This is a genomic window from Neochlamydia sp. S13, from assembly GCF_000648235.2.
Taxonomy (GTDB): Bacteria; Chlamydiota; Chlamydiia; order Chlamydiales; family Parachlamydiaceae; genus Neochlamydia.
On sequence record NZ_AP017977.1, the window covers coordinates 1,037,358 to 1,054,090 of the forward strand.

Genomic DNA, 16,733 nt, shown 5'->3' on the forward strand with positions numbered 1-16,733 from the left:
GGAATAAAAGTTTATGAAATTACTGTTATCTAAGCCTCGGGGATTTTGCGCAGGCGTGGAACGGGCTATTGAGACAGTAGAAAAAGCTCTTTCTTTATGGGGTCGCCCTATTTATGTGAAGCACGAAATAGTCCATAATAAACATGTGGTAGAAAGTTTGAAAGCTAAAGGCGCCATCTTCATAGAAGAGGTAGATGAGGTTCCTAGGGGTGCACGCCTCATTTATTCAGCGCATGGCGTTTCACCAGCTGTACGCGCCGCGGCCCAAAAACGCAATTTAATTGAAATTGATGCCACCTGTGGTTTAGTCACTAGAGTTCACTCAGCTGTTAAACGCTTTGCTAATTTAGGATATCAGATCATATTAATTGGTCATCGCCATCATGTAGAGATTATTGGAACCGCAGGAGAAGCTCCTGAGGTAACAACTATTGTGGAATCGGTGGAAGATGTAGAAAATCTTACTTTTCAAAGTAGTGATAAGCTTTTTTACATTACCCAAACCACTTTAAGCTTGGATGATGTGGGAGAAATTACGCAAGCTTTGATAGCCAAATATTCTCATATTGTTACTTTGCCTAGTTCTTCTATTTGTTATGCTACTACAAATAGACAGCTTGCATTGCGTGAGATTACCGATGCTACCGATTTAGTTTTAGTAGTCGGTGATCCACAAAGCTCAAACTCTAACCGTTTACGTGAGTTAGCAGCTAATAAAGGAATTGCTTCCTATTTAATCAACGATGATAGCGAAATTGATCCCCAGTGGATAAAAGGTGTAAAAATTATAGGCCTTACAGCAGGTGCCTCTACCCCTGAGGGAATCGTGCAAGATTGTATTAAGAAACTTATTACTTTAGGGGTTAAAGAGGTTGAAGATGTAGTGTTTACTACCGAAGATGTTGTTTTTCAACTTCCAAAGCCTATCGTTAATGCGCGTTTTGGAGCTTAAAATGCATGCTAATGGATAGATAGCTAAAAGCTAGTTTGCAAAAATGCTCATATTTATTCTAACTTTTAACTTCCTTAATCTTTTTTATTAATTCTGATCATTTAGGGAAGGTAAATGAATAATTTACTTTAGCATTACCTGTAGGCGAAGTAGAGTAAACAAAGCATAAAAACCCTTGATAAGACGAGACCTTTTATGTTAAAAAGCTTACTTTTTTAAAGGAATTAAACGGTGCAAAAAGCAATTCGAAGAACTCCTAAGAATTATGATGGCACTGCAATTACCACACACAAAATTTCGGATGTGCTTTCTCAGCTCGTTTTTCAAATTCGCGAGAATTATCGCCTTCGTCCAGATCTTGTGTTAGCAGCATGGCCTGAAGTCATTGGAGCTAAGCTAGCATCTATGACACAAGCCATGTCTTTTATTGATGGCGTTCTGCATGTTAAAGTAAAAAACTCTACTTTACACAGTCTTTTAAGCCAAAATGATAAAAATCGAATTATAGCTAGTTTAAAAACCAAGTTCCCTCATATTCATCTCAAGAACATCGTTTTTCGGATTGGATGATAAATATTATAGGATGTATGCATGACTAACGATACGTTAAGTTCAGAAGGTGCTAAGCAAGTAACTAAAGAGTACGATGCTAGTTCTATCACAGTCTTAGAAGGGTTGCAAGCTGTTAGAGAGCGCCCTGGTATGTACGTAGGCGACACCTCTTCTAATGGCTTGCATCAGCTGGTGTATGAAGCCGTAGATAACTGTATTGATGAAGCTATGGCAGGCTATTGCACCGCCATTTGCGTGACCCTTCATAAAGATGGCTCTGCGACTATTGAAGATAATGGCCGGGGTATTCCTGTAGAAAAGCATGAAAAAGAATCGATCAAGCAGGGTCGTGATGTTTCAGCTATAGAAGTGGTGATGACTATTTTACATGCTGGCGGTAAATTTGATAAAAACACTTACAAAGTCTCGGGTGGCTTACATGGGGTAGGCGTTTCTTGTGTCTGTGCCCTTTCTAAAAAGATGGTTGTCCAGGTTTATAAAAATAACCAAACTCATGAAATTGAATTTTCTCAAGGGCATGTGGTAAGACCTATAGAACAAATAGGTGAGACAACGAAGCGGGGAACTAAGATAACATTTTGGCCGGATGATACTATTTTATCAGTCGTAGAATTCGACTATGATATTCTAGCCAAACGTTTAAGAGAGTTAGCGTTTCTCAATAAAGGGATCAATATTTATTTTCATGATGAAAGAAATGAAGATAAAGATGATGTGCATTTCTGTTATAGCGGAGGTCTTTCTTCCTTTGTATCTTATCTAAATGAAAACAAAAATGTCCTTTTTCCTGAGCCCTTATATTTTTCTGGATCTAGGCCCGGTGATGATGCCCCCATTGAATTTGAAGTGGCAATGCAATGGAACGATACTTATACCGAGTCTATCTTTTCTTATGTCAATAATATTGCTACACGACATGGAGGAACTCATCTTACTGGCTATTCAACGGCTCTTACAAGGGTATTAAATAGCTATATTAAAAGCCATAATCTCCTAAAATCAGATAAAATATCGATTAGCGGTGAAGATATGCGAGAGGGCTTGACAGCTGTTATTTCTGTTAAAGTTGCCAATCCTCAATTTGAAGGCCAGACAAAGCAGCGTCTAGGTAATAGCGACGTAGGCTCCGTCGTCCAGCAAATTGTTGGTGAAGAGTTAACCATCTACCTTGACGAGCACCCCGCAATCGCCAAAACTATTTCGGATAAAGCTATTCTTGCTGCGCAAGCTCGGGAAGCTGCTCGTAAAGCACGTGAATTGACTTTGCGTAAATCTGCTTTAGACAGTGGACGCTTACCTGGAAAGCTTACAGACTGCCAAGAAAAAGATCCTAAGCTATGCGAAATTTATATTGTGGAAGGTGATTCAGCAGGAGGCTCAGCTAAAAATGGTAGGGACAGACGTTTCCAGGCTATCTTGCCTATTCGCGGAAAGATTCTTAATGTAGAAAAAGCTCGTTTGGAAAAAGTTCTTCAGAATACCGAAGTAGGAACAATTATTTCTGCTTTAGGATGTGGCATTGGTCTTGATGGTTTTCACTTGGAAAAACTGCGTTATCATAAAATTATTATCATGACGGATGCTGATGTAGATGGCTCGCATATCCGTACTTTACTTCTCACCTTCTTTTATCGTCACATGCCTGCTTTAGTAGAGAATAACTTTATTTACATTGCTCAACCTCCTCTATATAGAGTTTCTAGGAAAAAGACTAGCCGCTATATTCACTCCGAAAAAGAGATGGATGAATACTTGTTAGAATTGGGGATTAGCGACGTGAAAATGAAGCTTCCCAAAGATCAAGAGCCTATGTCTATTCTCCAGATGAAAGATTTACTTCAGCTGATGGTAGAGTTAGAATCCTTTGTTTTACGCATGGAGCGTAAAGGAATCACTTTCCGAGAATTTCTGCATGCAAAAAATCCTCAAGGGATGCTGCCTCGTTTTCAGGTTACGCTGCCTGATGGTGTACACTTTGCTTATTCATTAGATGAATTTGAAGAGCTTAAAGAGCGGAACGAGCGCTTGCAAAAAGCTCAGCATGAACAAACCTTAGCCTCTATCCCTGAAGAAGAAATTACTCCGGAAATGAGAATTTTTAGACCTACGCGTCTAAATTTTATGGAATTATATGAAGAGGAGCATCTTGAACAGCTAAATAATAAGCTGGCAAACTTTGGGTATGACTTGACTTATTATCTTGTGGCTAGTGGAACGATTATGGAAATTAAGGAAGATAACCATACCCATAATTTTTCTACCCTTCATGAAATTCTTGATTTTCTAAGGGTAAATGGCCGCAAAGGCATTGAAATTCAACGTTATAAAGGCTTAGGTGAAATGAATGCAGACCAGCTTTGGGAGACTACAATGGATCCAGTTAAAAGATCATTGCTGCGTGTGACCCTTCCTGATGTGATAGCTGCTGATCATATGTTTACCATGCTGATGGGTGAAGAAGTACCTCCAAGGCGAGCTTTCATTGAACAGCATGCACTTTCTGTAAAAAACTTAGATATATAAGCTAACAAATCGTCAACTTTAAGGTAAATATGTCGTATACGAAAAATGAGGTGATTATCCCTCGTAATGTCGAAGATGAAATGAAAGACAGCTATTTGCGTTATTCGATGTCTGTGATTATTTCACGCGCATTACCAGATGTTCGCGATGGATTAAAGCCTTCTCAGCGCCGTATTCTTTATGCGATGCGGCAGCTAAACTTGTCGCCGGGAGCCAAACATCGTAAATGCGCAAAAATATCAGGGGATACTTCAGGGGACTACCATCCTCATGGTGAAATGGTCATCTACCCCACTTTAGTGCGTATGGCGCAAGGCTGGGTGATGCGCTACACTTTAATTGATGGCCAAGGGAACTTCGGTTCGATTGATGGAGACCCTCCTGCTGCCATGCGTTATACAGAAGCACGACTCACTCATGCTTCTATGCAATTAATGGAAGATTTGGATAAAGATACGGTAGATCATGTTCCTAACTATGATGAGACCAAGAAAGAACCGGTCGTTTTTCCTGCTAAATTTCCTAACTTGCTATGTAATGGTTCTTCAGGAATTGCGGTGGGTATGGCCACTAACATACCGCCCCATAATCTTAACGAGTTAATTACAGCAACTTTACTCGTGCTAGACCAACCGATGACTTCTATCGAAGAAATCATGCAAATAATGCCCGGGCCCGATTTTCCTACAGGGGGAATTATTTGTGGATATCGGGGAGTGAAAGAAGCTTTTCATACAGGCCATGGTAAAATCATTTTACGGGGTGTCATCCGTGTAGAAGAAATGGAAGATAACCCGGACCGCCAGCGCTTAGTCATCGATGAAATTCCTTATAATCTTAATAAATCCCGTTTAATTGAACAGATTGCAGACCTGATCAATAGTAAGACTTTGGCAGGAGTATCTGATTTACGCGATGAATCCGATAAAGATGGGATGCGGATTGTGCTAGAGCTGAAACGAAATGAAGTCCCTGATGTGACCATCAATCAGCTTTATAAATTCAGCGATATGGAAACTACTTTTGGATGCCATATGTTGGCCTTGGATAAAGGTCTACCGCGCATTATGAATGTAAAAAATATCATTAGCGCCTGGATTGAACATCGCATAGAAGTTATCCGCCGTCGTACCCGTTTTGAATTGGCTAAAGCTGAAGCACGCGCTCATATCTTGGAAGGTTATTTAAAAGCTATCGATCATTTGGATGAAGTTGTGAGATTGATCCGTGCTAGCAATAACCGTGAAGAGGCTAAACAATCTTTAATTGAGAGATTTGCCTTTTCAGATAAGCAAGCCACGGCAATTTTGGATTTACGTTTATATCAACTGACGGCTTTAGAGCATGACAAAATTAATGAAGAGTACCAGAGTTTACTAGAGAAAATAAACTATTTTAAAGCTGTGCTTGCAAGCGAACTCATGGTCCGTCAAATTATTAAAGATGAACTGAACGAAATTCAAGAAAAGCATAAGTCTCCCCGTAAGACTCAGATTATCGCGGCCGAAAGCGAGATGAACATGGAAGATCTGATTGCTAATGAGCCTGTGATCATCACTATTTCGGAAGATGACTACATTAAACGTATGCCTATGGATACCTTCCGTGAACAAAGGAGAGGGGGCCAAGGGGTTGCAGGTATGCAGATGAAGCGTGAGGACGATACCATTAAAGGCTTGTATGTTGCCACCATGCACGACTACCTATTAATTTTTACAAATCTAGGGCGTTGCTATTGGATAAAAGTCTGGCAGATACCAGAATCGAGTCGTAAATCTAAAGGTAAACCGCTCGTTAACTTGCTAGAAGATATTCAACCTAATGAAAAGATTGCCACCATCATGCGTGTTTCTTCTTTTGATGAGCAAGCCTGCATATTGATGGCTACACGTAAAGGCGTGGTTAAAAAATCTGAGCTTAGCCACTTCAGCAATCCACGTCGTAAAGGTATATGGGCGTTAGATGTGGATGAAGGTGACGAGGTGGTAGCAGCTCGCTTAGTAAAAGAAGAGTATCAAGTGATGATATTTACCCATAGGGGTATGGCAGTTCGCTTTGCTGAGGATAAGGTTAGGCCCATGGGTCGTATGGCTCGAGGGGTAAAAGGAGTTAGCCTAAGAGAAGAGAATGATTATGTCGTCAGCTGTGAAGTCGTAAAGGGGGATGAAACCATTCTGGTCGTTTGTGAGAATGGCTTTGGCAAGCGCTCCCTCGTAGAAGATTTTAGGCAAACAAATCGTGGCGGCGTGGGAGTGCGTTCAATTGTGACTAGCGAGCGGAACGGAAATGTAGTAGGCGCTCTTTGCGTAGCGGATACGGATGGGATGGTCATGATGACAGCAAGTGGGCAAGCTATCCGTATTAGTATGCGTGAATTACGCGTGCTTGGACGTAATACGCAAGGAGTTAGACTAGCCAACTTACGTGATAATGATTATCTTGTCGCTATTCAGAAAGTGAAAAGTGCAGAAGAAAGTATAGAAGATGCTAGCGTAGGTGTAGCCATAGAAGAAGAAAGTCTTGATGGGGTAGCAACAGGAACAGAAATTGATTTAGAAGGCCCTACTCATATTGATACAGAAACTTTGGAAGAAAATAATAGCCTATGACATTATTCATCACAATAGAAGGCGGCGAAGGAGCCGGTAAAACAACTCTTATAGAGAAGTTAGCTGCCGTTTTAACCTCATTTGGGTACGCTGTAGTGAAAACTCGGGAGCCGGGTGGTTCTCGATTAAGCACTCATATTAGAGAATGGCTTCTTAATAGAAATGCTGATCTACCGATTGGTTATAAAGCTGAATTGCTGCTGTTTTTAGCAGCGCGTGCCCAACACTTAGAAGAATTAATTAAGCCTGCTCTTGAAAAAGGAAAAGTGGTGCTGTGCGATCGTTTTAATGATTCTACAATTGTTTATCAAGGCATAGGCCGTGGCTTAGGGATGGACTATGTTAAGCAAATCTGTGAGTGTGTGAGTGAAAATTTAAATCCAGACCTTACTTTATTTTTAGATGTTGATCCACAAATTGGTCTTATGCGCACGCGAAAAGCTTCCAAAGAAAATGCAGGACGAGGGGAAGTAGACCGCATTGAAGCGGAGCGTTTAGATTTCCATAAGCGTGTGCGTCAAGGATTTTTAAGTTTAGCAAGACAATCTCCTGAGCGCATTCAGGTCATTGACGCTAATCAAGCCGAAGATGCTGTCTTTCGCCAGGCTAAGCAGTGGCTAGAAGAAAAAGTCATCCATTGAAAAACTATAAATTAAATTTATAAATAATAGTTTAATTATATTCCTTCTTAATACGAGGGTTGTAAGGTAACCTGGGTTATGACAAGCAATATGAGAGAAGTTTTTGACCACATCCTAGGCAATGAGCACGTGAAAGATTATCTAGTGAATATGGTTCAAAAGCAAGCCATTGGGCATTCTTTATTGTTTGCGGGACCTGAAGGAGCTTGCAAGGATCAATTTGCCTTTTCCTTGGCAAAATTGCTAATGGGAGAAAACTCTTATTCAAAAATTGATAGAAATGTTCATCCAGATGTTCACATTTACCGTCCTGAAGGTAAAATAGGGATGCATAGTATCGCTTCGATGCGTCAATTTTGTGAAGAGGTCTATTTGCCCCCCTATGAAAGCCCTTGGAAAATTTTTATGCTCTATGATGCCGAAAGGATGTTAAATTATAGTGCAAATGCTTTACTTAAAACATTTGAGGAACAAGCTTTAAATAGCCTTATTATCTTACTTTCTAGCCATGCGCATGCTCTTCTACCTACCATTTTGTCGCGATGCCGTACGATTCGTTTTCAATCTCCCAATAAAAATGCTGCTTCCAAGATAAAAGATCCTAGCCGTAACCAAATTTTATCATTATTGGCTGAAGGCAAAATGACTACCTATACCAAACTTTCCTCGTATGCATCTCAAATTGCCCATCAAATTGAAGAAATTCAAAAAGTAGAAGAAAAAGCTGGGACAACTGAAATTCAAAAGATACCGGCCGATCAAATGAACGCTTATCAGAAGAATTTAGTTGAGAAAGAAACAGAAGGTGCGATAGCTATGCAGGTAAATCAGCAGGCTACAGCATTATTAAAAAACATTTTATCTTGGTATCGAGATTTACATTTGCTAGATGTGGGAGGACGCTTAGAATTACTAGAAAACCCTGACTTTCATAAACACCTTATCCAAGCTTATCAACGCGGCGAAATTCTACCGTTAGAGTTCGTTGAGGAAAAAATTAAGAACGTTCAAAAAAGCCTGGAAAGATCGACTTCTTTAAGCTATTGCTTAGAAAGGCTGTTTCTAGAGCTTCAGCTGCTTTAAATATAGCTCGTGTTTGATAGATGCAAAAGATTTGTTGGCTTCCATCAAAAGAAATTCTCCTTTTCAAGTAGGACTGAAAAATTCCGAAAGAGGTTTAAGGTAAAAAAAAGAGCTTCTTTCATTAATTTCTGTAGAGGAAAGCAGAAATTTTTTACTGAAATGAAGCTCTTTAAAGATCCTATTTAAAAGTTGGGTATATTAGCTGGCGTTAAGTTTAAAAAGGGGATATGCTCCTCTCTTGTTTCCTTGTGCTTCATCTGTCATGGCTAAAAAGCTCCTTAAATTTATATTCCTTAACAATTCTCTTCATGAACTCCTCTAATTCTGCCGGCGACTTCTTTCCTAAAAACTCTAGATATTCTTGGTAATCCTTATGAATAAAAGACCATCCTTCATTTCTTTGAATTAGGCATTCTTTATAAAATTTTTCCCTGCTCTTAGCTGGTTCAAAAAAATCTTTAAAGCTATTTCGAATATCGTTTTTTTCCTGTTCTTTAATTCCAATGAAACTTTCGGGTGGCCAAGGAATAAAAGTCCTGTTACAACTTCTCATTTTTAAGGCTAATTGAACAGAATAAGTCAAATATTTTTCGGGGGCTATATAACTCTCTCCCTCAGTTTTGACACTTGATCGATAAGCTGTTACACAAGCAAAAACATCGAATAATTCCTTCAAAACAACAAATTTTTTTCTTCCAAAAAATATGCTTTCCAATTCTAGGTCGGGGCATTCGCTTAAGTATTTTTTTACAATAATAGGAAGAACCTCCACCGTAATTTTTAGGTGAAAAGGATTGGAAATAACCTTCCCTAAAGAAGAGTCTTTTATTGCTTGAAAGTTATCCAAATACTCTTGTTCGGTCCAAAGAAGGGTTTTATCTTTTTGGCGCTCTGCCACAAATTTTTTTAGATAGGCCACAATTTGGGCTTCGTCAAAGGGAGTAAGACGTAGCCTTTGCAAGTCTTCACCTTGGGGTTTAAAGCATCTTTTCTTTGCTGTTCCTGTTTTACTGACAAAGATAACCTTGGAAATTTCTTTATCTTTAAATCCATTCGTCACATAAATATTAATTTTTTTAGGGTCTTCAAACCGACGAGAAAATCTGTCAAAGTTAATTTCATCATAAGCATCGCAAATCAATAAAATTTTGCGATCCCTTAATTGATTGGCTTGACCTCGATCCACTCCATAAAAATCCAGAGTATGTTCCAGAGCTTTATGAATAGGATCCTTTAACTTGGGGAGATAGGTATAAAGAGGAAAATAACTTTTATGAGAATAGTTCTTTAAAAGCTGATCCGCTAGCATTTTCATAGCAAGTGTTTTCCCTGCCCCACCTTCACCTTCAAGATGAAGAGCATAAGCACTCTCATTTCTGAAAAACTCTTTTAATTCTTCTGCCAGAGGTTGCGGGTTAGAGAATTGCCGTTCGGGATCGCTAGCTTTAGGAGAAATATAATAGGCTCTTTCTTTCTTAAGTTGGTCATCTTTCCTTAATTTTTCTGCAATGCGTTGCATAGTTTCAAAAAGAGGAACTTTTTTAATAGCTTCAGTGAAAAGATCGGTTAGTGGAGCAGACTCAAAAGAGGTAATTGGACTTTTATCCATTGGCAAAGCGTTTACAACTCCCTTAGCAAGCTCTCTAATCTCTTGCTGCGGATGAGTCGTGCAAGTTAATAAATAACGTTTAGTAATTTCTTGAAGTTGTGTTCTATTCCTCTCTTTCTTTAAGCTAAATGCCTCCTGGGGATTATAATTTTTCTGCGTGTCATTGGCTTGGTAAATTTGTTTAAAAACCTGAACAGCTACCTTTTTTAACTCAAGGTCGTCTAAAGAAGCAGAAGGGGGAAAATGAAGCACTTCCCAAAGCAGATTTACAAACCCCATTAGGAAAAAGGGATGATGGAGCGTCTCTTTTTTTTGAATTTCAACATCTGTACTTAAGGCGTTAATGGCTTTGACAAAGATATGGGGATATTCAAAAAGCGTATAGCGCACTTTAAAGAGCACATTAAACCAATCCTCAGGAAACCACTTTTCTTTAACTTTTTTTACAATTCCAGGTCCCTGAAAGGCGAAAGCCTGTTGAAAATCCGCTGGAGCCTCGAAAGCAGAAGCAATATGCCAAGGTTCAAATAGGTCAACCGCATCTGCTATCTTTGCTACCGCTCTTAGGAAGTAAAAGGTACGAGAGCATACATCTTTAACGATGTCTCCAGTAGTTTGGTCATCTGATATTTTGAGAAAAGAATTTTCCCCATACTTGGCAAGATAAGCCACCTCTAAGTCTTTATCTTTTGTAAATTGGCTAATCGCTTCATAAGCGTTTATGTATATTTCTTTATCGACGCCTTCTACCTCCTTGATTAACATAGCTTCAATTAGGGCAATGATTACCCTGAGGTGTTGTTTGATTAAAGAATTTTTCTTAGGTTGAGCAGTCGGCGCAAGATTATCTGTTAAAATTTTCAGCATCTTCCCAAAATGCGTAGGCTCAAGCCTTTCTAAAAACTCTGCTGACATAGAAGAAAGCTGACCAGATTTGTGAAAAGAGATTTCTAAATTATCCTGATAAATAAATTTTTGAAAATGCACCAAAATGTCTGTCAGTGCGTGTAAAATTTTCTTATCGGTGAGAGGGTTGTCCACAAAATGCGTGATCAAACTTTTGAGAATGCGAAATTGATCATAATCCTCCAACTTATCAAATAGTTTGATAACTTCCTTAATCGCCTCTGCTGAAGGCTGCTGAAGCTGGGTAAAGCTATCCACCATCTTCTTAACAATCTCGTCAATTAAAGGATCTTTAGAGCCTTCACCGGTCAGATAATTAACCAAGTCCTGAGTATTGCGGATAGAGAACAAAGGCACAGCTCGGGGAAGTATTTGGGAAGAAGAAATAGATGAAGACGAAGCGACTTGCTGGAATTCCCCTGAGGCGGGAGCTACTTGTTGTGTAAGCGGGGCTAAAGTAGTCAACCGTAAGCAGGGTCCTTTTGCTTCTTGAGCTAAGTTAACTTGATATTTAGAGTTAAAATCAGGTAAAACATTGTTACGGATATCTTTATATCGATAATCCTTAAGAGGTCCTAAGTTGAGGCTAATTTGCACCACATTTCCCTGTTCATCTTTAATATAAGCTGCGCTATTTTCAAGGTTGTCAGGGCATAGCTTTAAATAGTATTCTTTTCCCTGGTGGGTCGTGCCTTTAATTCCTATTTCTACCTTAACGGGATATTGTCGATCATAGCTTTCAGCTTCTAAATTTAACTGTTCAATGCTCTTTTCTTTAGATACTTTTACCGCAGGATGCTGTCGAATCATCAATTCGGAAATTTGCTTTAAGGTAAATTCTTTAGGAAAATTTATATACTTAACATTCCAATAGTGAGGATGGTGCTTTATCAAACTTGAATCTTTATGTTTAACGCTCGCTATTACATCTTTTTTTTCAGGATGTATGCTTACATCGTAGATATATTTTGGTTTATTCGAAATCTGACCAATTAGGCGAAAAATTACTTTAGCAATAGCTTCTCCTTTTGTTGGCGGTAGATGGGTAGTTATGGGGGTAAAAGTTGGAGACTGCTGGGTGAAAATTGTAGGACTTGTGCTTGTCATAGCTTCCTCCTCATGGTTTGAAAACTAAAATTGCATCCATCTTGATTGATGGCCTGCTATTTTGTTTTTTTGAGTTTAAAAAACAACCTTCGCATCTCCATTCTTTATAATTATTTTAAATTATGCAATATTTTTTTGCTTTAAATAGCTAAGGCGCTTTAAATTTAGCTATAATCTCGCATGAAAATGTATCTCAATATAGGTGACAGGCTTTCTAAGAGTGGTTTTTTACCAGGCATGCCCCTATCTCTTGCCTGGTTCCATTAATTTTTTCACTAGGGCTAGTCTTAACCCACTCTTAGCTATCTGTTGCCGACTCTAAGAGAAAAGCTCGTCTTATCTTAAAGTAAAAATCTTTATTAGAGTTTAGGTAGATTTGTTAATTAGCTGCCTACTTATTATTTCAGTCATACTTGCCTTAACCAAGTCTGCGGAGTAGTGGAAAGGGGATAGCCTACCCTCATGCTTGTAACTTTCTCTTATAGCTCCCCAATCCCCCATTTTTAAGAAAAGGATTTTACTACCTTCTTCTACTGCCATCGCTTCTTAAGTCCTTGAAAAGTTTAGCCATTACTTAATTATACCCCTAGGCTCGAATATGAAAACTTTTTTAGACATTAGCTAATTAAGGTTTTTTTAATAATGTTAAGATTAATTATTTTTTCGCTTTTTAGCCATTTGTTTTTATTGTAGAAGGACCTTATGGGTCTCTAGCTTTATATGCTGCCAAAAGCCCTCCCAAGAATTAAAGGAATTCAATGAGGTCTAATGGCATAAAAGGTTATGAATAAGAAAGTTCAGTGGATTTGGGTTTGACAAAATTTGTGATGAGGTAAAATATATAATATAAGCTTCATCAATCTGGGCGAGGAGGAATGAAAAAGACAAAAGAGAGTTTGTTAATTTTTTAAAATATTCTAATAACCTGACCTTTTAACCTGGCTTTTTTAGGAGATAGTTATATGTGTATTTCATCAAATAAAGCTCATAACATTTATCCAGCCCTTAATTCTGAAGCACAAGGCTCTTATCATTTTATATTTCCGGAGTTTAAAGCAATAGAGGAAAGAAAGTCTCCAGACATGAAACTGAGGACTTATACAGAGATTAGTTCAAAAATATTTGCAAAATTGGGCGCAAAAGATCAAAGCCAAGCAAAGCTGGTTTGTAAGGAGTGGAAGCAGCTTATTCAAGAAAAGGAGGATGAGTTTATCCAGGCAATTTCTAATAACGGCCAATTAATGAACTCCCACATAGTCCATTATTTTGCGGCAGATTATTTACAGCAAGCTTCCGGACTATTAGAAATCCAGCATATGCTCCTAAAGATTGTTAAGTCTTCTAAAGATTGCTCAAAGTTGAGCGTTGCCGCAGCCAATGCCATGATGATTTTAAAAAAGACAGGCTTTTCTTTTGTAGATCAGAAACTTGAAAGAATTCAGATTCCGCATATAAGGCTTTCGCATGCGATTTTTGATGGAGCCGATTTATCAAAGGCTAATTTAAGCTATGCCAAGCTGAGAGATTGCTCATTGGCAAAGGCTAACTTATCAGAGTCTAATTTGAGCCATGCAGAGCTGAAGGATTGTTCATTGAGAAATGCCATTTTGGATGGCGCTAATCTTGAAAATATCGAGTTTGGACATCGGCCTTACTTACAGCATCCTCACCCTGTACTTGCGGCAGCTCTCTCTCCTGATGGAAGGTATTTAGTATCCAATGATGCGGAAAATCTTTATGTTTGGGATCTAATAACTTTTCGTAAAATGTCAAGCCCACTACCTGAATGGGAGGTAAATAAACCAAAACCAAGGACATCACTTGGGTCATCAACTTCTCCCTCTATTTCACGCATTTTTTTACTCTTCTCTCAAGATGGAAAATTTCTTTTTAGGGCTTATGGCCAGGGAAAAATCGAGATATGGGAAACTCAATCTATCGAGAGAGGGGAAACTGAGCCTTTAAAAATAGTAAAGAGGGGGCAATTAAAGTTGGAAAACATGGACTCTTTTTCCTTATTTACACTTACAAACGACGGCTTAATTCTTAGTGGAACTCGATTAAAAAGTAGGTGTACAAATATAGAGGCTGACCAAAAGGCAATTTGCCGTTGGAGGATAGACTTAAATAAGGAAGACTTTCCTCAGTTTAAGCGAGTAAAAGATATACTAATAAAAGATAATAAGATGGGAAGAGAGGGTCTAGTAGAGGAGAGGGGAAATGATATTATCTTTTCTCAGGAGAAATCGGTGTTGGCAGTTAAAATTTATCAAAGTAAATGCATAAAATTTTATTCCTTTCCGACATTAGAACTGTTAAATGACAAGACCATCTATTTGGAAGGGAAAATAGACAATATTAGTAATATTCAGTTCACTCCCAAGGGAGACCTACTGCTCAACGTGAAAGGAGAAAAAGGGGAAGAAGTATGTGCGTGGGATAGCAAGAATAAGGAAATAGTCCCACTTTTTTCAGAAAAAAGTGGGATAAGCAATTTGCAATTTTTGCCAAACAGTTCTCTTATTGCCTACTTCCTAGGTACAGACATGCTTTGCATGCGAGATAGCGCGAAGAATTATCAATTAATGGTACGAGAGCAATTCTCTACTCAGAGATCTGGTATGGCAAATATAACATTCCTTTTAGCTAATAAACGCCTGCTCAGAATTTCTAATGAAAAAATTTTTATCAGAACTTTAGAAAGCTTTTATAGCAAGAAAGAAACTCCTCTTAACGCGCGCCTCCGCGCTTTACGTTTTTCTTCTAATGATGAGGCAATTTATCTTCTGAACTCGAATGGTAGGCTTTATGAATACGAATCTTCATCGGGTATGAGGCTTTTCTACAGGGCTATTTCAAACACAGAACATGCTTTGCCTATATCTAAGCAAGACCCAGATGTTTGTGCTCTTTCCGCGCATGCCCACTATATCTTAGGAATCCAGCGCCAGCAGGAAATGGCCTGTATCACTCTCTCTCAAGCTAAAAACGAGAAAGAACGCGACACGTTTAGAGTGAATGATCTACTGGGATGTGCTTTATCCGAAGATAATTGCCACCTCGTTAATGCCCATCAAAATCAATTTGAAATATGGGATATCGCTTCCAAGGTACGGAAAGCAACTGTTTCTATCTCTTCTCTTAGTGGGAAAAAAATTGGTCTTGTCCTCTCCCCTAGTGTTTTTCCTATAGCTACTCTCATCACAATTGAACATGAGCTGCGTTCAGAACAAACCAAAATCTGGAAAATCGATTGGCGAACTCCTCAAGTACAACTAGCTAAAAAACTTTCGTCTATTACCAATATACGCTTTTTAGATGATTCTCGGCTCATCTTTCAGGAAAGCTGCTCCACAATCTCTATATGGGAGAGCAATGCAGATAAAGCAAATAAAATAGATTTTAATAATCGGGTGCAGAGCTTTGATCTATCTCTAGATGGTTCTCTAATGATTATTGCTGAAAAAATTATAGAATCGCCTCAGGCCTACTCACACCGCAGTATTACCAAGCTTAGCTTATGGAATATGGAACATAAAAAAGAGATTGCTCAGGAGACCCTGTCTTTTTCTACACCAAAGGTTCGCCTTTCGCCTCATGGTAAGCTTGTGGTCTGCTGGCGTAATAATCTAGTGGGATTAAAAAAACTTTATGCATGGAAAATTGAAAAAAAACGCTTCCACTTTTTGTGGAAAATTCCTAGATGCTTAGAAGTGGAAGGATTAAGCCTGAAGAATGTCCGCAATCTGCAATTTAAGAATAAATTATTGCTTTCCCAACTTTCTAAAGGGGCAGGGAACTCTATTTCGCCAATATGCCAATAACTTCACGAAGGGTAGGAAGGTTATCTTTTTGATGTGGATACTTCTTTAAATCCTTCTTTATAGCCTGAATGTTGAGCAATTAATAAATAAGGTCAACTAACCCTATCTCCTCACACATTCCAGCTACCAATCCTAAATGATCAACGTTTTGCGTATCTATTTGCATAGCTTTTAGTCGTTTAGCTTAAACTCTTAAAGAAAACATCTTACTTGATTAGTCTTCAAAATTCCTAATTATTTTTTTTGCTGAGGAATGTAAGCTTTAAGATATCCTCTCATATCTTTTTAGAAAAGCTCGGAATGAGACCCAAATCGAGTTAAAAATAAAATATTACCATCGATTTGATAGATGAGTAAGACATCATTTTTAACATGATATTCCCTATGATTTACCCCATTGCCAGTTAAATGATAATTCCGATTTTTAGAAGGCAGAGGATGCTGGTTCTCTAATATGCCAATAACTTCATGAAGGGCGAGAAGTATATCTTTTTGATATTGATACTTTTTTAAATCCTTCTTTATTGCTTTGGTGAATTCAATCTCAAGCATTCGGGTCTATTCCCACTACTGCCCAAAATTCTTCTATCGTTTTGCAATGAGTGAGATTCTTTCTTTCGTCTACATCGCGCATGGCTTTTTGAGTTTCAGCATCGGGCTGATCATGAGGAATATTAGGTCTAACAAAAGACATAATAAAATCACTAATAGTCATTCTTTTTTTAGCAGCTAGTATTTTAATATAAGTTCTTTCGTCTTCAGAAACGTCAATAGTGACCTTTACTCTATGAGAATGTGCAGTCATATAGCTCCTCCTTAGGGTGCATATCTTCATTGTAATAAAGAAAATATTTATAGGTAAGCCTAAAACTAGGCAAGTCTACCATGGTTTAGTGTAGGAGCCCA

General features: G+C 38.4%; 12 protein-coding genes. 7 read left to right on the forward strand and 5 right to left on the reverse strand.

Translation table 11 applies throughout. The annotated features are described in order from the left end of the window. Nucleotides 1–13: 13 nt before the first annotated feature. From ispH to TY21_RS03990, 6 genes are all read left to right on the forward strand, one after another. The gene (gene ispH / locus TY21_RS03965; protein WP_042239129.1) at nucleotides 14–952 is read left to right on the forward strand and encodes a 4-hydroxy-3-methylbut-2-enyl diphosphate reductase; all 939 of its coding nucleotides are present in this window, start codon (nucleotides 14–16) and stop codon (nucleotides 950–952) included. Nucleotides 953–1,183: 231 nt separating this feature from the next. Next, complete coding sequence (locus TY21_RS03970; protein WP_042239125.1) at nucleotides 1,184–1,522, forward strand: DUF721 domain-containing protein; 339 nt, start codon at nucleotides 1,184–1,186, stop codon at nucleotides 1,520–1,522. Between the two features lie 21 nt (nucleotides 1,523–1,543). Next, a complete protein-coding gene (gene gyrB, locus TY21_RS03975) occupies nucleotides 1,544–4,048 on the forward strand; it encodes a DNA topoisomerase (ATP-hydrolyzing) subunit B (RefSeq protein ID WP_042239122.1) in 2,505 nt (834 codons plus the stop codon). Between the two features lie 29 nt (nucleotides 4,049–4,077). Then, entirely contained in the window at nucleotides 4,078–6,657 is a 2,580-nt protein-coding gene (gyrA, locus tag TY21_RS03980; RefSeq protein WP_042239119.1) for a DNA topoisomerase (ATP-hydrolyzing) subunit A, read from the forward strand. Next, on the forward strand, nucleotides 6,654–7,298 hold the full coding sequence (gene tmk, locus TY21_RS03985) for a dTMP kinase (protein ID WP_042239118.1): 645 nt from the start codon (nucleotides 6,654–6,656) through the stop codon (nucleotides 7,296–7,298). Before gyrA ends, tmk begins: the two co-directional genes overlap by 4 nt. Before the next feature lie 78 nt (nucleotides 7,299–7,376). Continuing rightward, nucleotides 7,377–8,381 carry a hypothetical protein gene (locus tag TY21_RS03990; protein ID WP_052354330.1) on the forward strand — a complete coding sequence of 335 codons (1,005 nt, stop codon included), beginning with the start codon at nucleotides 7,377–7,379 and terminating at the stop codon, nucleotides 8,379–8,381. Nucleotides 8,382–8,634: 253 nt separating this feature from the next. On the opposite strand, the gene TY21_RS03995 is transcribed toward TY21_RS03990, so the two are convergent. Together TY21_RS03995 and TY21_RS10965 are read right to left on the reverse strand one after the other, a co-directional pair. Next, a complete protein-coding gene (locus tag TY21_RS03995; RefSeq protein ID WP_042239115.1) occupies nucleotides 8,635–12,003 on the reverse strand; it encodes an NACHT domain-containing NTPase in 3,369 nt (1,122 codons plus the stop codon). A 366-nt stretch (nucleotides 12,004–12,369) separates the two neighbouring features. Further along, on the reverse strand, nucleotides 12,370–12,543 hold the full coding sequence (locus tag TY21_RS10965; protein WP_158623019.1) for a hypothetical protein: 174 nt from the start codon (nucleotides 12,541–12,543) through the stop codon (nucleotides 12,370–12,372). Between the two features lie 422 nt (nucleotides 12,544–12,965). On the opposite strand from TY21_RS10965, the gene TY21_RS04000 reads away from it, so the two are divergent. Beyond that, nucleotides 12,966–15,827: a pentapeptide repeat-containing protein gene (locus TY21_RS04000; protein ID WP_052354328.1), complete on the forward strand. Its 2,862-nt coding sequence runs from the start codon at nucleotides 12,966–12,968 to the stop codon at nucleotides 15,825–15,827. Nucleotides 15,828–15,906: 79 nt separating this feature from the next. Here TY21_RS04000 and TY21_RS11825 read toward each other — a convergent pair whose 3' ends face one another. The 3 genes from TY21_RS11825 to TY21_RS04015 all read right to left on the reverse strand — a co-directional run bounded on the left by TY21_RS11825 (nucleotide 15,907) and on the right by TY21_RS04015 (nucleotide 16,632). Then, nucleotides 15,907–15,993, reverse strand: coding sequence for a DUF4277 domain-containing protein (locus tag TY21_RS11825; RefSeq protein WP_130589708.1), 87 nt, complete (start codon nucleotides 15,991–15,993; stop codon nucleotides 15,907–15,909). A 119-nt stretch (nucleotides 15,994–16,112) separates the two neighbouring features. Continuing rightward, on the reverse strand, nucleotides 16,113–16,379 hold the full coding sequence (locus TY21_RS04010) for a type II toxin-antitoxin system YafQ family toxin (protein WP_042239112.1): 267 nt from the start codon (nucleotides 16,377–16,379) through the stop codon (nucleotides 16,113–16,115). After that, nucleotides 16,372–16,632 carry a hypothetical protein gene (locus TY21_RS04015; protein WP_042239110.1) on the reverse strand — a complete coding sequence of 87 codons (261 nt, stop codon included), beginning with the start codon at nucleotides 16,630–16,632 and terminating at the stop codon, nucleotides 16,372–16,374. Before TY21_RS04015 ends, TY21_RS04010 begins: the two co-directional genes overlap by 8 nt. Nucleotides 16,633–16,733: the final 101 nt, after the last annotated feature.

Excerpts from the sequence above, each read along its gene's own strand:
- TY21_RS04010 (WP_042239112.1), bottom strand. The coding sequence starts at position 16,379 with ATGCTTGAGATTGAATTCACCAAAGCAATAAAGAAGGATTTAAAAAAG.
- gyrA (WP_042239119.1), top strand. The coding sequence starts at position 4,078 with ATGTCGTATACGAAAAATGAGGTGATTATCCCTCGTAATGTCGAAGAT.
- tmk (WP_042239118.1), top strand. The coding sequence starts at position 6,654 with ATGACATTATTCATCACAATAGAAGGCGGCGAAGGAGCCGGTAAAACA.
- TY21_RS03990 (WP_052354330.1), top strand. The coding sequence starts at position 7,377 with ATGACAAGCAATATGAGAGAAGTTTTTGACCACATCCTAGGCAATGAG.
- TY21_RS04000 (WP_052354328.1), top strand. The coding sequence starts at position 12,966 with ATGTGTATTTCATCAAATAAAGCTCATAACATTTATCCAGCCCTTAAT.
- ispH (WP_042239129.1), top strand. The coding sequence starts at position 14 with ATGAAATTACTGTTATCTAAGCCTCGGGGATTTTGCGCAGGCGTGGAA.
- TY21_RS04015 (WP_042239110.1), bottom strand. The coding sequence starts at position 16,632 with ATGACTGCACATTCTCATAGAGTAAAGGTCACTATTGACGTTTCTGAA.
- TY21_RS03995 (WP_042239115.1), bottom strand. The coding sequence starts at position 12,003 with ATGACAAGCACAAGTCCTACAATTTTCACCCAGCAGTCTCCAACTTTT.
- TY21_RS10965 (WP_158623019.1), bottom strand. The coding sequence starts at position 12,543 with ATGGCAGTAGAAGAAGGTAGTAAAATCCTTTTCTTAAAAATGGGGGAT.
- gyrB (WP_042239122.1), top strand. The coding sequence starts at position 1,544 with ATGACTAACGATACGTTAAGTTCAGAAGGTGCTAAGCAAGTAACTAAA.
- TY21_RS11825 (WP_130589708.1), bottom strand. The coding sequence starts at position 15,993 with ATGCAAATAGATACGCAAAACGTTGATCATTTAGGATTGGTAGCTGGA.